We start from the raw sequence: 16,566 nt of genomic DNA on the forward strand, positions 1-16,566 counted from the left end.
GCGGCCGCTACTCGACGAGCGAGTGGGGTCGACGAGCGGGTCGGCTAGGGCCGGGTGAAGCGGTCGAGCGCGACCGCTTGCCACGGGCCGAGCTCGAGCGCGGCGACGCCGCCGGCGACCTCGACGACGGATGCGCAGTCGGGCACGACGACGTCGCAGTAGTCGCCGTCGGGCAGGCCGACCGGCACCTCGACCGAGGTCGGCTCGTCGTCGAGCTGCACTGCGAACGCCCCCGTCTCGCCGCGAAGCGAGACGAACACCGAGTCGATCGACGACTGCTCGGTGACGGGCGCGTCGACGACGCGCGTGCGCCACGAGACGAGGTCGAGCATGCCGGGCCAACGGTGCTGGCACACCCACTCGCCGTCCTGCCACCCGCCCTCGGGGTCCGGTCGCGCATCCGCCGTGCACGACGCATCCGCCACCGACCCGTCCGCCTCGAGCACAGGCCCCGCGTCGCGATCGGCGAAGGCGTAGCCCGAGTAGAGCGTCGGCGGGCCGTAGTCGCTCGCGAGCATGACCGCGGTCGCCGCGGCGAACGCCCCGCCGTCGCGGTAGGAGAGGGTCTGCCCGTTGCGCTCGGTGTCGTGGTTCGCGACGAACGTGCGCTGGCCCTCCTCGAGCAGGCCGTAGCCGGCGGGGGAGAGGTCGGCGAGCGCCCGCGCCTGGCCGCCGCGCACGAAGGCGCCGACGCGCTCGGCCCAGCCGAACTCCCACACGGTCGAGAAGCCGGTGTACTGCTCGGGCGTCACGGGCTCGCCCGCACCGCGGATCACCTCGCTGATGACGGGGGTGCCCTCGGGCAGCGCCGCGACGATCGCCGCGACGTCGTCGGGGTCGATGTGCTTGGCGGCGTCGATGCGGAAGCCCGTCACCCCGAGCGAGAGCAGGTCCTCGAGGTAGGCGACGATCGTCGCGCGCACGGACTCCGACTCGGTCGCGAGGTCGGCGAGGTTCTCGAGCTCGCAGTGCTGGATGACGAAGGGCTCGCGGTAGGCGTCGATGTCGTCGTCAGGCGTGCGGTTGCAGTCGTGGAAGTCGGCGCGGTCGTAGAGGCCCGGGTACTCGTAGTGCTCGAACGCGGTGCCGGCCCAGCCCGTGCCCGACTCGACGCCCGCCATGTGGTTGATCACCGCATCCGCGTAGACGTCGACGCCCGCCTCGTCGCACGCGGCGGTCATCGCCGCGAACTCCTCGCGCGTGCCGAGCCGCGACTCGACCGCGTACGAGACGGGCTGGTAGCTCCACCACCATTCGGTGCCATCGGCACCGGGCAGTCCGGCCGTCGCGCCATCGACGTGCTCCTGGGGCGGCGAGGTCAGCACCCACGCGACGCCCGCGTCGCCGAGCGCGGGGCACTCCGCGGCGATCGCGTCCCACGTCCACTGGAACATCGCGACGCCCGCGTCGCGGCGCTCGGGCGGGGCGGATGCGCAGCCCGCGACCGCGAGCACGGCCGCGGTGGCGACCAGGGCGGCCAGGCGTCGCACGAGCGGCACTCGCTCGAGTCGGCTACAGCGTCTTGCGGCCGATGGCCTCGCCGTACTCGTTCTCGCCGATGACCTCGAAGCCGACGGCCTGGAAGAACTTGCCGGGGCCGAGGTCGCCCTCCTCCCACACCGCGAAGAGGTGCTCGAAGCCGAGGCGCTTGGCCTCCTCGGCGACCTGCTCGACGGTGAAGCTGCCGACGCCGCGGCGCTGCGCCTCGCCCGCGACGTACATGCGCAGGATGCTCGAGCGGTACTCCTCGCGGTCGACCTCGGGGTCGAAGTTCGCCATCACGAACGCGACGGGCTCGTCGCCGTCGAAGACGACGCGCTGCCACGCGCTCTGGGTGTTGACGAACTCCTCGAGGCGCGCGTTGGCGGCGAGGAAGGCCTCCTGGCCGCGCTTGAGCGTCATGCCGTTCGCCGCGACGATGTTGGCGGCGTTGAGCTCTTCGAGGCGCAGTGTCGTCATGCGCACACCGTACCAGCGCGATGCCGGGGGCCGAATGGGCGTTGGATGAACGCTCGGAGTCGGCTGGACGCTCAGCCGATCGGCGTGATGCGGATGCGCTCGGCGAGCTCGGCGGGGTCGGCGATCGAGCCTGCCTGCGCGTCGAGCACCGCGGCCGCCGACCACGCGGTCGCGCGCGCGAGCTGCTCCTCGAGCGTCGCGCCCTCGCCGAGCGCTTGCGCGAGCGCCGCGACGGCGGCGTCGCCCGCGCCGGTCGGGTTGCCGTCGAGCACGTGGTCGAGCGCGGCGTGCCACGCGCGTCCGTCGGGCAGCACCGCGAGCATCCCCTCGATGTCGAGCGACGCGAAGACCGTGCCGGTGCCGAGCGCCGCGAGCCGGCGGGCGGCGTCGAGCGGGTCGGTGCCGCCCATCGCGTCGAAGAGCTCGTGCCGGTTGGGCTTGACGGCCGTCGCGCCCGAGGCCATCGCGTGCCGCAGCTGCTCGCCGCCGACGTCGACGATCACGGGGCGGCCGGCGGCGAGGGCGATGTCGACGACGGTCGCGCAGAAGCGGTCGGGGGTGAGCGGCGGGAGCGATCCCGACGAGACGACGACGCGCGCGGCGGGCGCCTCGGCGCGCACGATCTCGAGCACTCGCGCCCAGTCGCCGTGCTCGATCGGCTCGCCGGTCTCGTTGAGGTTGGTGGTGCCGGCGGGCGTGACGATCGCGGTCGTGCGCCGCGTGGGCGCGGCGACCTCGACGAGCCGGTGCGGGATCCCGGAGCGATCGAGGTCGTGCACGAACAGCGACTGCACCGGGCCGCCGACGGGCGCGACGACGATCGCGCGGCCCCGCTGCTGGTGCAGCACGCGCGCGACGTTCACGCCCTTGCCGCCCGCGCGGGCGAGGCCCGTCGGCACGCGGTGGCTCGAGCCGGGCCGCAGGTCGTCGATCGTGTAGGTGATGTCGATCGCGGGGTTCGTCGTGACGCACAGCACGTGGGCGCCGGTCGAGCGGTCGGTGTCGGCGGTCGGTGCGAGGGTCTCGGATGCGTCGTCGGGGTGGGGAGCGTCGGTCGCCATCCGGCCTCCTCGTCGCGGTCGCAGGGCTCAGCGGACTCGGACCGATCTTCGCATGGAGCGCGGTCGCCGACACGCCGGAGGCGGTTGACCGGTTCGAACACACGTTCGAGAATGGGGGGATGAGGATGGCGTCCACGAGGCTCGAGCGCCGCTCGGGCGAGGAGCGCACCGCGACGATCGAGGCGCTGCGCGAGCGGCTGCGCGGCATGCAGCAGGCCGTGCCCGCGGCGGCGCCGACGGTCGACGACGCGGCGCCCGCGGGGCTCGACGAGGTCGTCCGCAGCCTCCGCCCCGGTGCCGCCCACAGCATCCAGTCGCGCAGCCTCGCACTCGCGTGCCTCGGCGCGGCGCTGCCGGCCGGCGCGTGGGGCGCGATCGTCGGCATGCCCGACCTCGGCATCGAGGCGGCCCGCGACCTCGGCGTGCCGATCGACCGCATCGCGCTCGTGCCGCAGCCGGGTCGCGCGTGGCTCGACGCGGTCGCGAGCCTCGCCGAGGCGATGCCGGTCGTGCTCGCCGCCTCACCGGCTCGCGTGACGCCCACCGAGGCCGCGCGGCTCGCGGCGCGGCTGCGGCAGGCCTCCTCGACCCTGCTCGTCGTCGGCGCGTGGCCGAACGCCGCGACCGTCGTGCGGAGCGTGCGCGCCGAGTGGCAGGGGCTCGCCGACGGCGACGGGCGGATCGCCGCGGGCAGCCTGCTCGTCGAGGCGGCCGCGGGCGGCGCGCCCCGACGGGCGCGCATCCCCATCGCCGGCCGGCCCGCCGTCGAGCTCGAGGAGGAGCAGTCGCTGCGCCTGCCCGCGGCGTGATGCCTCCCGCCTGGGAAAGCACTGAGAAATCCTTGCCGTTCGCGCAGGCATTCCGTACGGTGGCGAGCAGGAGACCCGAAGGTCACGACTTCGAGGAGCAGCCATGGCGGCGAGCAGAGCAGGGGCACGGCTCCGCGTGCTGCGCCTGGCCCTCGCCGCCGGCGCCGCATCGCTCGGCGCCGTCGGCCTCTCCGTGCTGCTGGGCGGCTCGGCCGCCCACGCCGACGACGACGATCGCGGTGCCACCACCGGACTCCTCGGCGACGTCGGCGACCTCGTGGGCGGCGCCGTCGGGCTCGTCACCGAGCCGGTCGACGCGCTCGTCGGCGGGCTCGCGCCCGTGACCGATCCGGTCGAGGCGCTCGTCGAACCCGTCGTCGCGCCCGTCGCCCCGGTCGTGGGCGCCGTCGTCGAGCTCCCGGGCGAGGTCGTCGGGGCCGCGAGCCCCGTCGTCGCACCCGTCACCGGCGCCCTCCAGCCCGTGCTCGAGCCCCTCGCGCCCGTCACGCAGCCCGTCGAGCGACTCGTCGACACCGTCCTCATCGACACGGTCCGCGGCGACGTGCTCGCGCCGGTCATCGGCGCCGTCGACGAGACCGTCGCCGAGCTGCCCGTCGTCGACGAGCTGCTCGGCGAGCGCCCCGTCGCGGGCATCGTCGACCCCGTCGTCGACGCGATCGACGAGACGGTCGTCGACGTCATCGCGCCCGCTCCGGCGCCCGGACCGGGTGCTGAGCCCGAGCCGGGCACCGCCCCCGTCCCCGGTCCGAGCCCCGCTCCCGGCCTGACCCCGGCGCCCGGCGCCGGCCCCACCCCCGCGCCGGGCGCCGGACCCGCGGTCGGCGAGCAGCCCGGCGAGATCGTCGCCGAGGCACCCGCGCTCGGCGACGCGGCCGCCGGTGCCGACGCATCCGCCCCCGCGCCGCCCGGCGAGCGCGCGCCCCTGACCCTCGAGCGCCTCGTCGCCGACGCGCTCGACTCCGTGCCGACGCCGGCCGTCGCGCCCGTCGAGGCCGTGCCCGCCGCGCCGCTCGCCGCCGAGCCGGCCGCGCCCCACGCGCCGATCGGCGCCGAGCCCTCGGCCGTCCTGGCCGGGGGAGCGAGCGGCGCCGCCGCCGGCGGCGCGGCCCAGCCGCTCGCCGTCACCGACAGCCACCGGCTGCCGCAGCTCGCCGAGGGCGAGCTCCGCGCGGCAGCGGATGACCGCCTGCCCGACGCCCCGGTGGAGGAGCACACCGCAAGCCCTGATTGAGCGATCCGAGGCCGCGCCCTGCGCGCGGCACGCAGCCGTCCCGGAGCGGGCCGGCGGATCACTTCAATCAGAAGGGCAAGAGAACTATGCGCAAGCTCGCATGGCGAGCGCTGGCGACCACAGCGCTCGCGGGCGGCCTCTGGGCCGCAGGCACTGGCATCGCCAGTGCGGTGGATGCCGACGCGACGATCAGCGTCGGCTCGCAGGACCTGGCGGTGGCGACGGCAGCCGTGCCGATCGACCTCGCCGGGATCGAGGTCGACGCCATCGCGGACGTCGACCTGCTGGGCGACGAGGGGCTCGTGTCGGCGGACGCCGACGTGACCGCGGTCGTCGGCGGACTCCTCGACACGACCGTCGATGCGGTCGTCGATGTCGGCGGCGTCGCCGACGGGCTGCTCGGCGGTGCCGAGGCGGTCGTCGACGCGGATGTGGTCGTCGACCTGGGTGGCTCGGCTGCCGAGGTCGTGGCGGACGTCGACGCTGTCGTCGACCTCGTCGGCGACGGCGCGCAGGACGGCGCCGGCGTGGTGACGGATGCCGATGTGGACGCGGCCGTCGACCTCGGCGGCATCGTGGGCGACGTGCTCGGCGATGCGGTGCCCGAGGGCACCGATGTCGTCGTCGACGCGGATGTCGTCGCCGATGTCGGTGAGCTCGTCGGCGTCGACGCCGACGCGTGCGTCGTCGCCTCGCTCGGCGGCACGCCGCCGACGTGCGACGCGCCGGCTCCCGCCCCCGCGCCGAGCGTCGGCGAGGAGGCCGACCGGCCGCACCAGCCGACGCTGATCGACGCGGATGCGTGCATCGACGTCGCGGTGCTCGGCTCGAGCTGGCCCTCGTGCGGCCTCCCCGCCGCGCCCGGCGCCGGTCCCGGCGTCGCGCAGCCGACGGAGCCGACGCTCATCGACGCCGATCTCTGCGCCGATGTCGCGGTGCTCGGCGCGGGTTCGGGCTCGTGCGCTCCGACGGAGGCGCCGGGTGCTGGCGCTGGCGAGGGTGAGCAGCCTGGCTCGCCGTCGCTCATCGACGCGGATGTCTGCGCCGACGTGGCGCTGCTCGGCTCGGGCTCGGGCTCGTGTGCTCCGGCGGTGACGCCGGGCGCCGGTGAGGGCTCGGACCGCCCCGAGCAGCCGTCGCTCATCGACGCGGACGTGTGCCTCGACCTGGGTCTGCTCGGCTCGACGTCGGGTTCGTGCGCGCCGGCAGCGGCGCCGGGTGCCGGTGCGGGTGAGGGTGAGCAGCCCGGCTCGCCGTCGCTCATCGATGCGGATGTCTGCCTCGACCTGGGTCTGCTCGGCTCGACGTCGGGTTCGTGCGCTCCGGCGGTGGCGCCGGGTGCCGGTGAGGGCTCGGATCGCCCGGAGCAGCCGTCGCTCATCGACGCGGACGTGTGCCTCCGCCTCGGTCTGCTCGGCGCTGCGCCCGCCGGGTGCGCGACGGGCGGTGACTCGGGATCCGACGGCACGTCGAACCCGCCGCTCATCGACGCCGACGTGTGCGTCGCCCTGTCGCTGCTCGGCGTCGCCTCGCCGGGATGCGCGGAGGCGGCCCCGGGTCAGCCGGGTGAGCCCGGTCAGCCCGGTCAGCCGGGTGAGCCCGGTCAGCCCGGTCAGCCTGGTGAGCCCGGCCAGCCTGGTGAGCCCGGCGAGCCCGGCGAGCCCGGCGAGCCCGGCCAGCCTGGTGAGCCCGGCCAGCCTGGTGAGCCCGGCCAGCCTGGTGAGCCCGGCCAGCCTGGTGAGCCCGGCCAGCCCGGCCAGCCTGGCCAGCCTGGTGAGCCCGGTGAGCCGGGTCAGCCTGGCGCGCCCGGTGAGCCTGCCCCGATCGACAAGGGCGACATCCCGGGTGACGAGGCCGCGGACGACGCCAAGACGGATCGTGCGCTGCCGGTGACGACGGATGCCGCCGCGGAGGCGTCGGCGGCGATGCTGCCGCGCACAGGCGGCAGTGCCGGCGAGGTGCTGCTCCCGGCGCTCGCCCTGCTCGCGGCCGGCGCGCTCCTGCTGCTGCGCCGTCGCTCGCGCATGGTGAGCTGAATCGGGCAGGGGTGTGGGGCGCGCGAGTCGCGTCCCGCGCCCCTGCATGCCCGCGCTCGCGCGCGATCGCGACACACCGCATCCGCTTGACGCTGATCGAACGTGTGTTCGATCATGAGGTGTGACGATCGAGGCGAAGGGCGAGGCCGGAGCGCGAGTGCGCGGCGGCCGCATCGGGGTGCTCAAGGTGCCCGACTGGTCGGTCGTCGTCGCGCGCCAGACCGGCGCGCTGCCCGCGGGCGGCGAGCAGGGATCGCCCGGCGCGATCGTGCACGCGCTGCGCATCGTCGCGTGCGACGCCGAGGCCCGCGCCGACGGCGTGCGAGTGGGGATGCGGGTGCGCGACGCGCAGGGCGCATCGCCCTTGCTCGCGCTCGCGCCCGCCGATCCGGTGGGCGAGGCGCTCGCCTTCGAGCGCGTCGTGCGTGCGGTGCTCGCGGTCGTGCCGACGGCGCAGCCGATCGGCGACGGCGCGCTCGCGTTCCGGATGCGCGGGGCGAGCCGGTTCTACGGCTCCGAGTCGCGCGCGATCGAGGCCGTGCGCGGCGCGCTCGCCCCGCTCGGGCTGACGGCAGCCTTCGGCGTCGCCGACGACCGCTTCTCGGCGGAGCTCGCCGCCGGCGCCGGTGCCGAGACGATCGTGCCGGCGGGGCGCAGCCGCGAGTTCCTCGCCTCGCTGCCCGTCGGGGTGCTCGGCGACGACGAGCTGCCGAGCATGCTCCACCGGCTCGGCGTGCACACCCTCGGCGGCTTCGCGCAGCTGCCCGACGCGAGCGTGCGCGACCGCTTCGGCGAGGCCGGGCTCGTCGCGCTCGCGAGGGCGCGCGGCCTCGACGACCGGCGCGTCGACGACAGTGGCCTCGGCGAGGAGCGAGTGCTGCGGCTCGCGTTCGAGCCGGGCATCGAGGGCGTGCACGAGCTCGCGCTCGCGGTGCGCGAGCCGGTCGAGCGCTTCGTGCGGCAGCTCGCCGAGCAGCGGCTCGTGTGCAGCGAGATCCGCATCGTCATGCGCGGCGAGGAGGGCCGCGTGAGCGAGCGGCTCTGGCGGCAGCCGGGGTTCCTCCGCGCGGGCGACATCGTCGACCGGATGCGGTGGCAGCTGGGGGAGAGCGACCTCGGCTCGGCGCTCGTCGAGGTGCAGGCGCTGCCCGAGCGGCTCGACGCCGACGTCGAGCACATGCCGGGCCTGTGGGGCGGCGGCGACATCGACGACCGCACGAAGCACGCGCTCGAGCGGCTGCAGGGCATGCTCGGCCGCGAGGCGGTGCTCACCGCGCGCCCCGGCGGCGGGCGGCTGCTCGCCGAGCGCGGCGTGCTCACGCCGTGGGGCGACGCGCCCGCGCCGCAAGCGGCGGGGCCGTGGCCTGGCGCGCTCCCGCCGCCGCGGCCCGCGGTCGTGTTCCGGCCGCCGCTGCCCGTGCGGCTGCTCGACGCGGCCGGCGAATCGGTCGACGCCGCCGCCCTCGACGAGCGGCAGGGGAGCCCGGCCGCCTTCTCGCCTCCCGCATCCGCCCGCCGCCGCGTGGTCGCGTGGGCGGGGCCGTGGCCGATCCGGCGCCGCGAGCTCGGCGACGTCGTGCACCGCGTGCAGATCCTCGACGGCGAGGGGGAGGCGTGGGTGCTGCTGCATGCCGATGGGTCGTGGCTCGCGGAGGGGCGCTACGCCTGACGGCTCTCGGCGAATGGTTTCGACTCGCTCAGCCGCCTGCGGCGGCGGAGCGGCTCAACCAGCGGAGGTGTCGGAGGGATCCGGCTCGCCCGGCAGCGAGTGCTCGGCCTTGCCGCGCCACGAGCGCCACGCCCAGATCGTGAAGCCGAGCACGACGCCCCACGCGATGACGACGATCGCGCCCGCCCAGAACGACGGCGCGGCGATGAAGGCGCCGATCGAGACGAGCGAGACCTGGCCGGGCACGGAGGCGACGAGCGACGCGATCGAGAAGACGCGGCTCGGCACCCCGAGCGCGCCGGCGCCGTAGTTGACGGGCCAGTAGGGCATGCCCGGCATGACCCGGAGCGTGAACACGGCCGCGAAGCCGCTGCTCTCGTCGAGCCGATCCTCGAGCTTCTCGGCGTGCCGGCCGAGCAGGCGCATGACGGTCGTGCGCCCGACCGCGCGCGCGATCCAGTAGGCGCCGACGCTGCCGATGACGGCGCCGACGACCGAGAGCAGGCTGCCCGCCAGCACGCCGAACAGCAGGCCGCCGACGAGCGCCATGATCGTCACCGGGATGGGCGTGAGCGCCACGACGGCGTAGGCGGCGACGAAGACGAGCCAGCTCCACCAGCCGAAGCCCTCGATCTGCGCGCGGAGGTCGTCGAGGTCGGGCAGCCGCACCGTCGCCGCGACCCAGATGATCGCCGCGACGACCGCGACGAGCGCGGCGACGCGGAGGATCGTGCCGCGCCGTGAGCCGCGTCCCACCGACCGCGCACCGTCGCGGCCGGCGTCGGAGCGGCCGGGAGCGCGCGTGGCAGACATGCGGCAAGCCTAGGGCGGGGCGATCGGGCGACCGGTGGGAGCTGTGGCGCGAGTGGGCGGCGACGGGTAGCATTCGAATATACGTTCGAATGAGGCCGATGCCTCGACGACACGCGGGAAGGAGGCGAGGCGATGGGCTGGAACAACCCCGCGATGCCGTGGCGAGAGCTCGAGGGCATCCTCTCCGACCGCGACGTCAGCGCGGGCCGCACGCCGCACGCGCGCGACCTCGACGAGGCGCGGCGCCGGCGCGTGCGCGTGCCGCAGCCCGGCGCCGTCACGCCCTACGCCGAGCTGCACGCCCACTCGCACTACTCGTTCCTCGACGGCGCCGCGAGCCCCGCAGAGCTCGTCACCGAGGCGCGCCGGCTCGGCCTCGAGGCGCTCGCGCTCGTCGACCACGACGGGCTCTACGGCGCGGTGCGCTTCGCCGAGGCGGCCGCCGAGGCCGAGCTGCCGACCGTCTTCGGCACCGAGTTCTCGATCGGCCTCGACGAGCCGCAGAACGGCGTGCCCGACCCGGGCGGCAGCCACCTCGTCGCGCTCGCGACCGGCCCGGCCGGCTACACGGCGCTCGCGACCGCGCTCACCGACGGCTACCTCGCGACCGACGCGAAGGGCGCGCCGGGTGAGAAGGGCAGGCCCGTCTTCGAGCTCGAGCGGCTCGCCGAGACGGCGCGCGGCGAGTGGATGATCCTCTCGGGGTGCCGCAAGGGCGCCGTCCGCCAGGCGCTCGGCGACGCCGACCCGGATGGGGCGGATGCGGCGGGCCGCGAGCTCGACCGGCTCGCGTCGCTCTTCGGCCGAGACCGCGTCGTGGTGGAGCTGAGCGACATCGGCGACCCGCGCGACTTCGAGCGCAACCGCGCGCTCGCGGCACTCGGCGAGGCGCGCGGCCTGCCGGTGATCGCGACGACGAACGCGCACATCGCGAGCCCCGCGCAGCAGCGGCTCGGCGACGCGGTCGCGGCGGTGCGCGCGCGCCGCTCGATCGACGAGCTCGACGCGTGGCTGCCCGCCGGTGGCGTCCCGTCGCTCCGCGCGGGCGACGTGATGGCCCGCCGCTTCCGGCGCTTCCCCGGCGCGATCGACACCGCCGCCGCCCTCGGTCGCGAGCTCGCCTTCGACCTGCGCGCCGCATCCCCTCGCCTTCCCCGGGTGCCGGTGCCCGAGGGGCACTCGCCCATGAGCTGGCTGCGCGCGCTCGTCGCCGAGCGGCTGCCGCGCGTCTACGACGTCGACGGCGCGGGCCGCCCGAGCCCCGAGGTCGAGGCGCGGCTCGAGCACGAGCTCGGGCTCATCGATCGGAAGGGCTTCGCCGGCTACTTCCTCATCGTCTTCGAGATCGCCGACTTCGCGCACCGGCAGGGCATCCTCTGCCAGGGCCGCGGCAGCGCGGTCGCGAGCGCGGTGTGCTTCATCCTCGGCATCACCGCCGTCGACCCCATCCGCTACAAGCTGCCGTTCGAGCGCTTCATCTCGATGATGCGCGAGGAGGAGCCCGACATCGACATCGACTTCGACGCCGGCAGGCGCGAGGAGGTCATCCAGCACGTCTACGAGCGCTACGGGCGCCGCAACGCCGCGCAGGTCGCGAACGTCATCACCTACCGGCCGAAGTCGGCGGTGCGCGACGCGGCGAAGGCGCTCGGCTACGCCGTCGGCCAGCAGAACGCGTGGTCGAAGTCGGTCGAGTCGTACTCGAAGCCCGACGTCGACGGGATGCCCGAGGACGTCGCGCTGCTCGCCGCCGAGTTCCTGCACGCGCCGCGCCACCTCGGCATCCACTCGGGCGGCATGGTGCTCACCGACGAGCCAGTCGGCTCGGTGTGCCCGATCGAGCCGGCGCGCATGCCGGGCCGCACGGTGCTGCAGTGGGACAAGGACGACTGCGAGTGGATGGGCCTCGTGAAGTTCGACCTGCTCGGCCTCGGCATGCTCGGCGCCATCTCGCACACGCTCGAGCTCGCGCGCGAGCACCTCGGCGAGGAGTGGTCGATCGCGTCGATCCCCGCCGAGGAGGCGGGCGTCTACGACATGCTGTGCGAGGCGGATGCGGTGGGCGTGTTCCAGGTCGAGTCGCGCGCGCAGATGGCGACCCTCCCGCGCCTCAAGCCGCGCTGCTTCTACGACCTCGTGATCGAGATCGCGCTCATCCGCCCCGGCCCCATCCAGGGCGGCGCGGTGCACCCCTACATCCGCCGCCGCACGGGCGCCGAGCCCGTGAGCTACCCGCACGAGCTGCTCGTGCCGGTGCTCGAGCGCACGCTCGGGGTGCCGCTGTTCCAGGAGCAGCTCATGCAGATGTCGGTCGCGGTCGGCGGCTTCGACGCCGCCGAGGCCGACCAGCTGCGGCGCGCGATCGGCTCGAAGCGCTCGCGCGAGCGCATCGAGGCGCTCAAGGCGAAGCTCTTCGCCGGCATGGCCGCGAACGGCGTCGACGACGCGACGGCCGAGTCGATCTACCGCAAGATCGAGGCGTTCGCGGGCTTCGGCTTCGCCGAGTCGCACTCGCTCGCGTTCGGCAAGCTCGTCTACGCCTCCTCGTGGCTCAAGCTGCACTACCCGGCGGCGTTCCTCGCGGGGCTGCTGCGCAGCCAGCCGATGGGGTTCTGGTCGCCGCAGACGCTCGTGAAGGATGCGCTGCGGCACGGGGTCGAGACGCTGCGCCCGTGCGTGGTGCGCTCGGCCGCCGTCGCGGGCCTCGAGCGGCACGGCGAGCGCCGACCCGGGCTCGACGCGTGCCTCGAGCGGGAGCAGCCGCCCGTGCCGCCCGTCGCGACCGAGTCGCTCGCCGCGCGCGACGGGCACCGCCGCGACGCGGGCTTCGCGGTGCGGATGGGGCTCGCGAGCGTCGCGGGCGTCGGCGAGGCGGCGGCCGAGCGCATCGTCGCCGCGCGCGAGGCGGCGCCGCTGCAGGGCATCCACGACCTCGCACGCCGCGCCGACCTCGACCGCGGCGAGCTCGAGGCGCTCGCGACCGCCGGCGCGCTCGACGGGCTCGGCGTCAGCCGCCGAGAGGGGCTGTGGCTCGCGGGCCCCGCCTCGGCCGAGCGGGAGGATCAGCTCGAGGGCTCGCAGCTCGTCATCCAGCCGCCGCTGCTGCCGATGCTCTCGGCCTCCGAGCAGGTGGCGCTCGACATCTGGTCGACGGGCGTCGCGACCGACGACCACCCGGTGCGGCACGCGCGCCCCATGCTCGACGCGCGCGGCGTGCTCCCGATCGCGCGGCTCGCCGACGCCGAGCCCGGCCGGCGCGTGCAGACGGCGGGCATCGTCACGCACCGGCAGCGGCCGAGCACCGCGCAGGGCGTGACCTTCATGAACCTCGAGGACGAGACGGGGATGCTCAACGTCATCATCTCGAAGGGGCTGTGGGCGCACTCGCGGCAGGTCGCGCGGCACTCGCCCGCGCTCATCGTGCGCGGCATGCTGCAGCGCACGCCCGAGGGCGTCATCGCGGTGCTCGCCGACCGGCTCGACCGCTTCGAGGTGCCGAGCCCCGGCTCGCGCGACTTCTCCTGACCGCGACGACGAGGGCCCGCGCCGAGCCGGTGGCTCGGGCGCGGGCCCTCGTCGCAGCCGCTGTCCGCGGCTGCTCAGCGGCTCAGCAGCCGGTGCGCCACGCCCCCGGCGACAGCGAGGGCAGGCCGCCCACGTTGTAGACCGTCGTCGGCTCGAGCTCGGCGATGCGCTCCGCGACGTCGAGCGTCACGCACGAGCGAGCTGCGAGCAGCACCGGGGCGTCGTGCGCGCCCGCGACCATCGAGGCCGAGAGGGCGTCGGGGAAGTTGAACCCGGTCGCCATCGCGATCGCCTGGTCGTCGCCTCCCGCGACGAAGCGCTCGACGAGCATGGCGTTCGTCGCGTAGCGGTCGGAGCCCGCGAAGCGCTCGACCGCCGTCACCCCGCGGTAGCCGACGACCGCGGCGTCGCTCACCGAGGCGCGTGCGCCGAGCACCGTCGCCGAGTCGACCTCGAGCGACTCGAGCGCGGCGACCGTGTACGGGCTCGCCGAGGCCTGCGGCGTCAGCAGCACCGGCACGTCGCCGATGGCCGAGGCCGTGCCGCTCGCCGAGACGGCGTCGGCGAACAGCTGGCCGCTCGCGATGAACGCGTGCTCGGCCGTGCCGAAGTACCGCTCGGCGACGAGCGCCGCCGTCTCGTAGCGGTCGGCACCGGCGATGCGCTCGACGGTCGCGCCCGGCACGATGTCGAGCACGCTCCGCACGACGGCCGACGACACCGACGAGGGGCCGCCGAGCACCGTGACCCGCTCGGGCTGCAGGCGCTCGAGCTCCTCGGCGGTCACGTCGAGCAGTCGGCCGCCCGGCGTGAGCAGCAGGCTCTCGCCGGCGCGAGCGGCTGCGGGACCCGCGGCGAGCGCGTCGGCGAAGATCTGGCCCGACGCGAGCACGACATCCGTGCCCGGCTCGAACGTGTCGGCCGACACGAGCGCGTTCGTCTCGTAGCGGTCATCGCCCGCGTAGTCGACGACGGTCGCCTTGACAGGCGGCAGCGCCTCCCACGCGAGGCCGATCACGACGGCGTCGTGGTCGCTCGCACGGTAGGGGTCGGGCGCGAAGAGCGCGTCCTGCGCCGGCTGCTTGAACGCCATCGTGTAGTCGATGAGGCTCACCTCGTCGGCGTTCGCGTGCCACGCGGCGGCGCCGGCGACGAAGGGCATGAGCCCGGCGTCGGCGAGGCCGTAGTCGAGGTAGCCGAGCTGGCCGTCGAAGACGTACGTGTACGCCTCCTCGCCCTGGAACTCCTCCAGCAGATCCGTGTAGCCGGCCGCCTCGAGCGTCGTGATCGGGTCCTCGTGGTCGTAGGCGTTGAGGTCGCCGATGATGAGGGAGCCCTCGGCGCCCTGCCCCGTCGGGTCGCCCTCGAGCCAGTCGGCGAGCGCCGCGGCTGCCGCGGTGCGCACGTCGTTGCAGTTGCCCTGCTCGGGCGCGCCCACATCGCCGGGGCACGCGGAGCCCTTCGACTTCAAGTGGTTGACCGCGACGGTGAGGATGCGGTCGGTCTCGAGGTCGCGGAACGACTGCGCGAGCGCGGGGCGGTTGTAGGCGGTGTCGAAGCGCGGGTCGATCGACTCGTCGAGCGCCGCGAAGGCGCCGGCCGGCTCGACGAGCGCGGGCTGGTAGATGAGCGCCGTCGTGATGGCGTCGGTGCCGAGCGTGCCGGTGTCGATGCCGGCCCAGCGCTCGTCACCCGCGACCTCGTTGAGCGCCGCGACGAGCGTCTCGAGCGCGACGCCGTCGTTGTTCTCGATCTCGAGCAGGCCCACGATCGCCGAGTCGAGCTCGTCGATCGCGGCGACGATCTTCGCCTCCTGGCGCTCGAACTCCTCGGCCGTGACCGCACCGCGGTCGTCGAGCGTCGTGAAGTAGTTCAGCACGTTGAACGAGGCGATCTCGAGCGAGGCGCCCTCGATCTCGGGCGCAGCCGGGCGCTCGTTCACCGGGGTGTAGGTGCCGGGCTCGGTGGGCTGGAGCTTCCACGCCGAGTTGCGGAAGTCGAGCACGCCCGTGAGGCCCGTGATCGTGTCGCCGCCGCGGAAGTCGTTCTCGAGCGTGAACTCCTCGAGGTTGCCGGGGTGGATCGCCGGGTCGGCGTTCTGCGACGAGCGGCCATCGTCGACGGTGATGCGGTTCTCGGCGTTCGCGGCGCGCACGGCGGCGGCCTCGGCCGAGCCGGGCGCGGCGACCGCGGTCGGCTGCATCTGGCGATCGGTGCCGAGCACGACCTCGCCGTAGCGGCCGAAGTTGAAGTACTCGAGGATCGAGAGCTCCTGCGGGAGCGTCACGAGCATGCCCTCGAAGCGCTCCTCGTCGGCGATCGGCAGCTCGAGAGCGACGGGCGCGGGCATCGTGCCCTCGCCGCAGTCGAGGATCGAGGCGTTCGAGAGCTGCGTCTGGCCGAAGGCCTCGCCCGCGGTGCCCGTGACGGTCACGAGGTCGCCCTCGGCGACGTCGGTGGCACCGGGGCCGTAGACGAAGACGGCGTCGCTCGTGGTGGCGTCGCCGTCACCGGCGTCCTGCAGGTGGAAGCCGTCGAAGCCGCCCTCCTGCCAGTCGCCGACGACCGTGCCGCGCACGGTCACGAGCTGGCCCGCGACGGGCGTGGTCTCGCCCGCGCCCTGCACGGAGCCGATCGTCACCGCATCCGACTCGCACGTGATGTCGGTCGGGGGCTCCTGCACCTCGACGACGCGGTTCGCGGTGCCCGGGGTGTTCCACGCCTGTCCGGCGTCGGGCGTCGAGCCCTCGAAGCCGGCGATGCCGGCGCCGTTGAAGGCGTTGCGCACCCAGTCGGCCGCGCTGTCGGTGTCCGTGCCGTCGGGCACGCGGCTCGCGCCGCCCACGGTCGTCGAGCCCCCGTCGAAGCCCCGGTCGAGGATCGTGCCCCACGCGAGATCGCCGGCGTCGGCGTCGAGGACGCCGACCGCGTCGATCACGGTGAACCCGACACCCTCGTCGATCACGCCGTCCTTGTCGGCGTCGACGACCTGGCCGCCGGTCGCGGTGCCCTGCACGAGCAGGATCGAGGCGGAGCCGTTCTGGATGCCGTTGGTCGCGTAGCGCAGCACGCCGAAGCCGCTCGCGTCGATCGCCGGCGCGGCATCGGCCCGGATGACCTTGCCCTGGTTGCTGTTCGAGTCGCCCTCGACGAGGACGATCATGTGACCGCTCAGGTCGGTGGCCGGGGCCGCGTGGATCTCGACGAACTCAGCGTTCGTGTCGGTCCCGTTGACGTCAGCCGAGAACTCGTTGATGACAGGGTGCTCCGCGGCGACAGCCGGGGAGGCGACCAGGCCCGTGAGGGCCAGCGCGGCGACTGTTCCAGTGCCGAGCATCGTGCGTGCGCGCATAGATCCACTCCGTTGAGGTGCAGGGTGCTCCTGAACCTAGCCGCACCCGGCGACATGCGCACCGTTGCGAGGTGAACAGCGGGTGACACG

Annotated in this window: 10 protein-coding genes; 5 read left to right on the top strand and 5 right to left on the bottom strand. The window is 74.8% G+C overall.

The window, feature by feature from the left end; all coding sequences use genetic code 11:
* Positions 1 to 44: 44 nt before the first annotated feature.
* From H508_RS16280 to H508_RS0112340, 3 genes are all read right to left on the bottom strand, one after another.
* Positions 45 to 1,490, bottom strand: coding sequence for an alpha-amylase family glycosyl hydrolase (locus H508_RS16280; protein ID WP_156906079.1), 1,446 nt, complete (start codon positions 1,488 to 1,490; stop codon positions 45 to 47).
* Positions 1,491 to 1,512: 22 nt separating this feature from the next.
* On the bottom strand, positions 1,513 to 1,959 hold the full coding sequence (locus tag H508_RS0112335; RefSeq protein ID WP_026374275.1) for a GNAT family N-acetyltransferase: 447 nt from the start codon (positions 1,957 to 1,959) through the stop codon (positions 1,513 to 1,515).
* 71 nt (positions 1,960 to 2,030) lie between these two features.
* Positions 2,031 to 3,020, bottom strand: a complete 990-nt coding sequence (locus H508_RS0112340) for a 1-phosphofructokinase family hexose kinase (RefSeq protein ID WP_051223410.1) — start codon at positions 3,018 to 3,020, stop codon at positions 2,031 to 2,033.
* A gap of 119 nt (positions 3,021 to 3,139) precedes the next feature.
* On the opposite strand from H508_RS0112340, the gene H508_RS16285 reads away from it, so the two are divergent.
* The 4 genes from H508_RS16285 to H508_RS0112360 all read left to right on the top strand — a co-directional run bounded on the left by H508_RS16285 (position 3,140) and on the right by H508_RS0112360 (position 8,786).
* Positions 3,140 to 3,829: a hypothetical protein gene (locus H508_RS16285; protein ID WP_051223412.1), complete on the top strand. Its 690-nt coding sequence runs from the start codon at positions 3,140 to 3,142 to the stop codon at positions 3,827 to 3,829.
* A 103-nt stretch (positions 3,830 to 3,932) separates the two neighbouring features.
* Positions 3,933 to 5,081, top strand: coding sequence for a hypothetical protein (locus H508_RS0112350; RefSeq protein WP_156906080.1), 1,149 nt, complete (start codon positions 3,933 to 3,935; stop codon positions 5,079 to 5,081).
* 86 nt (positions 5,082 to 5,167) lie between these two features.
* Positions 5,168 to 7,117: an LPXTG cell wall anchor domain-containing protein gene (locus tag H508_RS17715; RefSeq protein ID WP_051223413.1), complete on the top strand. Its 1,950-nt coding sequence runs from the start codon at positions 5,168 to 5,170 to the stop codon at positions 7,115 to 7,117.
* Between the two features lie 121 nt (positions 7,118 to 7,238).
* The gene (locus H508_RS0112360; protein ID WP_051223415.1) at positions 7,239 to 8,786 is read left to right on the top strand and encodes a Y-family DNA polymerase; all 1,548 of its coding nucleotides are present in this window, start codon (positions 7,239 to 7,241) and stop codon (positions 8,784 to 8,786) included.
* Between the two features lie 54 nt (positions 8,787 to 8,840).
* On the opposite strand, the gene H508_RS16295 is transcribed toward H508_RS0112360, so the two are convergent.
* On the bottom strand, positions 8,841 to 9,599 hold the full coding sequence (locus H508_RS16295; protein WP_035255004.1) for a TVP38/TMEM64 family protein: 759 nt from the start codon (positions 9,597 to 9,599) through the stop codon (positions 8,841 to 8,843).
* Positions 9,600 to 9,731: 132 nt separating this feature from the next.
* Here H508_RS16295 and H508_RS0112370 point away from each other — a divergent pair, with 132 nt between their 5' ends.
* Positions 9,732 to 13,124 (top strand): error-prone DNA polymerase, encoded by a 3,393-nt coding sequence (locus H508_RS0112370; RefSeq protein WP_026374279.1) that lies wholly within the window; start codon positions 9,732 to 9,734, stop codon positions 13,122 to 13,124.
* Positions 13,125 to 13,206: 82 nt separating this feature from the next.
* Here H508_RS0112370 and H508_RS16925 read toward each other — a convergent pair whose 3' ends face one another.
* Positions 13,207 to 16,476 (bottom strand): ExeM/NucH family extracellular endonuclease, encoded by a 3,270-nt coding sequence (locus H508_RS16925; protein ID WP_051223417.1) that lies wholly within the window; start codon positions 16,474 to 16,476, stop codon positions 13,207 to 13,209.
* Positions 16,477 to 16,566 lie beyond the last annotated feature (90 nt).

The sequence above is a fragment of the Agrococcus lahaulensis DSM 17612 genome, from assembly GCF_000425105.1.
Lineage (GTDB): Bacteria > Actinomycetota > Actinomycetes > Actinomycetales > Microbacteriaceae > Agrococcus > Agrococcus lahaulensis.

What these genes read in the sequence shown, in the direction of transcription:
- H508_RS0112350 (WP_156906080.1), top strand. Translation starts at nt 3,933, where the DNA reads ATGGCGGCGAGCAGAGCAGGGGCACGGCTCCGCGTGCTGCGCCTGGCC.
- H508_RS16925 (WP_051223417.1), bottom strand. Translation starts at nt 16,476, where the DNA reads ATGCGCGCACGCACGATGCTCGGCACTGGAACAGTCGCCGCGCTGGCC.
- H508_RS0112340 (WP_051223410.1), bottom strand. Translation starts at nt 3,020, where the DNA reads ATGGCGACCGACGCTCCCCACCCCGACGACGCATCCGAGACCCTCGCA.
- H508_RS0112335 (WP_026374275.1), bottom strand. Translation starts at nt 1,959, where the DNA reads ATGACGACACTGCGCCTCGAAGAGCTCAACGCCGCCAACATCGTCGCG.
- H508_RS17715 (WP_051223413.1), top strand. Translation starts at nt 5,168, where the DNA reads ATGCGCAAGCTCGCATGGCGAGCGCTGGCGACCACAGCGCTCGCGGGC.
- H508_RS0112370 (WP_026374279.1), top strand. Translation starts at nt 9,732, where the DNA reads ATGGGCTGGAACAACCCCGCGATGCCGTGGCGAGAGCTCGAGGGCATC.
- H508_RS16295 (WP_035255004.1), bottom strand. Translation starts at nt 9,599, where the DNA reads ATGTCTGCCACGCGCGCTCCCGGCCGCTCCGACGCCGGCCGCGACGGT.
- H508_RS16285 (WP_051223412.1), top strand. Translation starts at nt 3,140, where the DNA reads ATGAGGATGGCGTCCACGAGGCTCGAGCGCCGCTCGGGCGAGGAGCGC.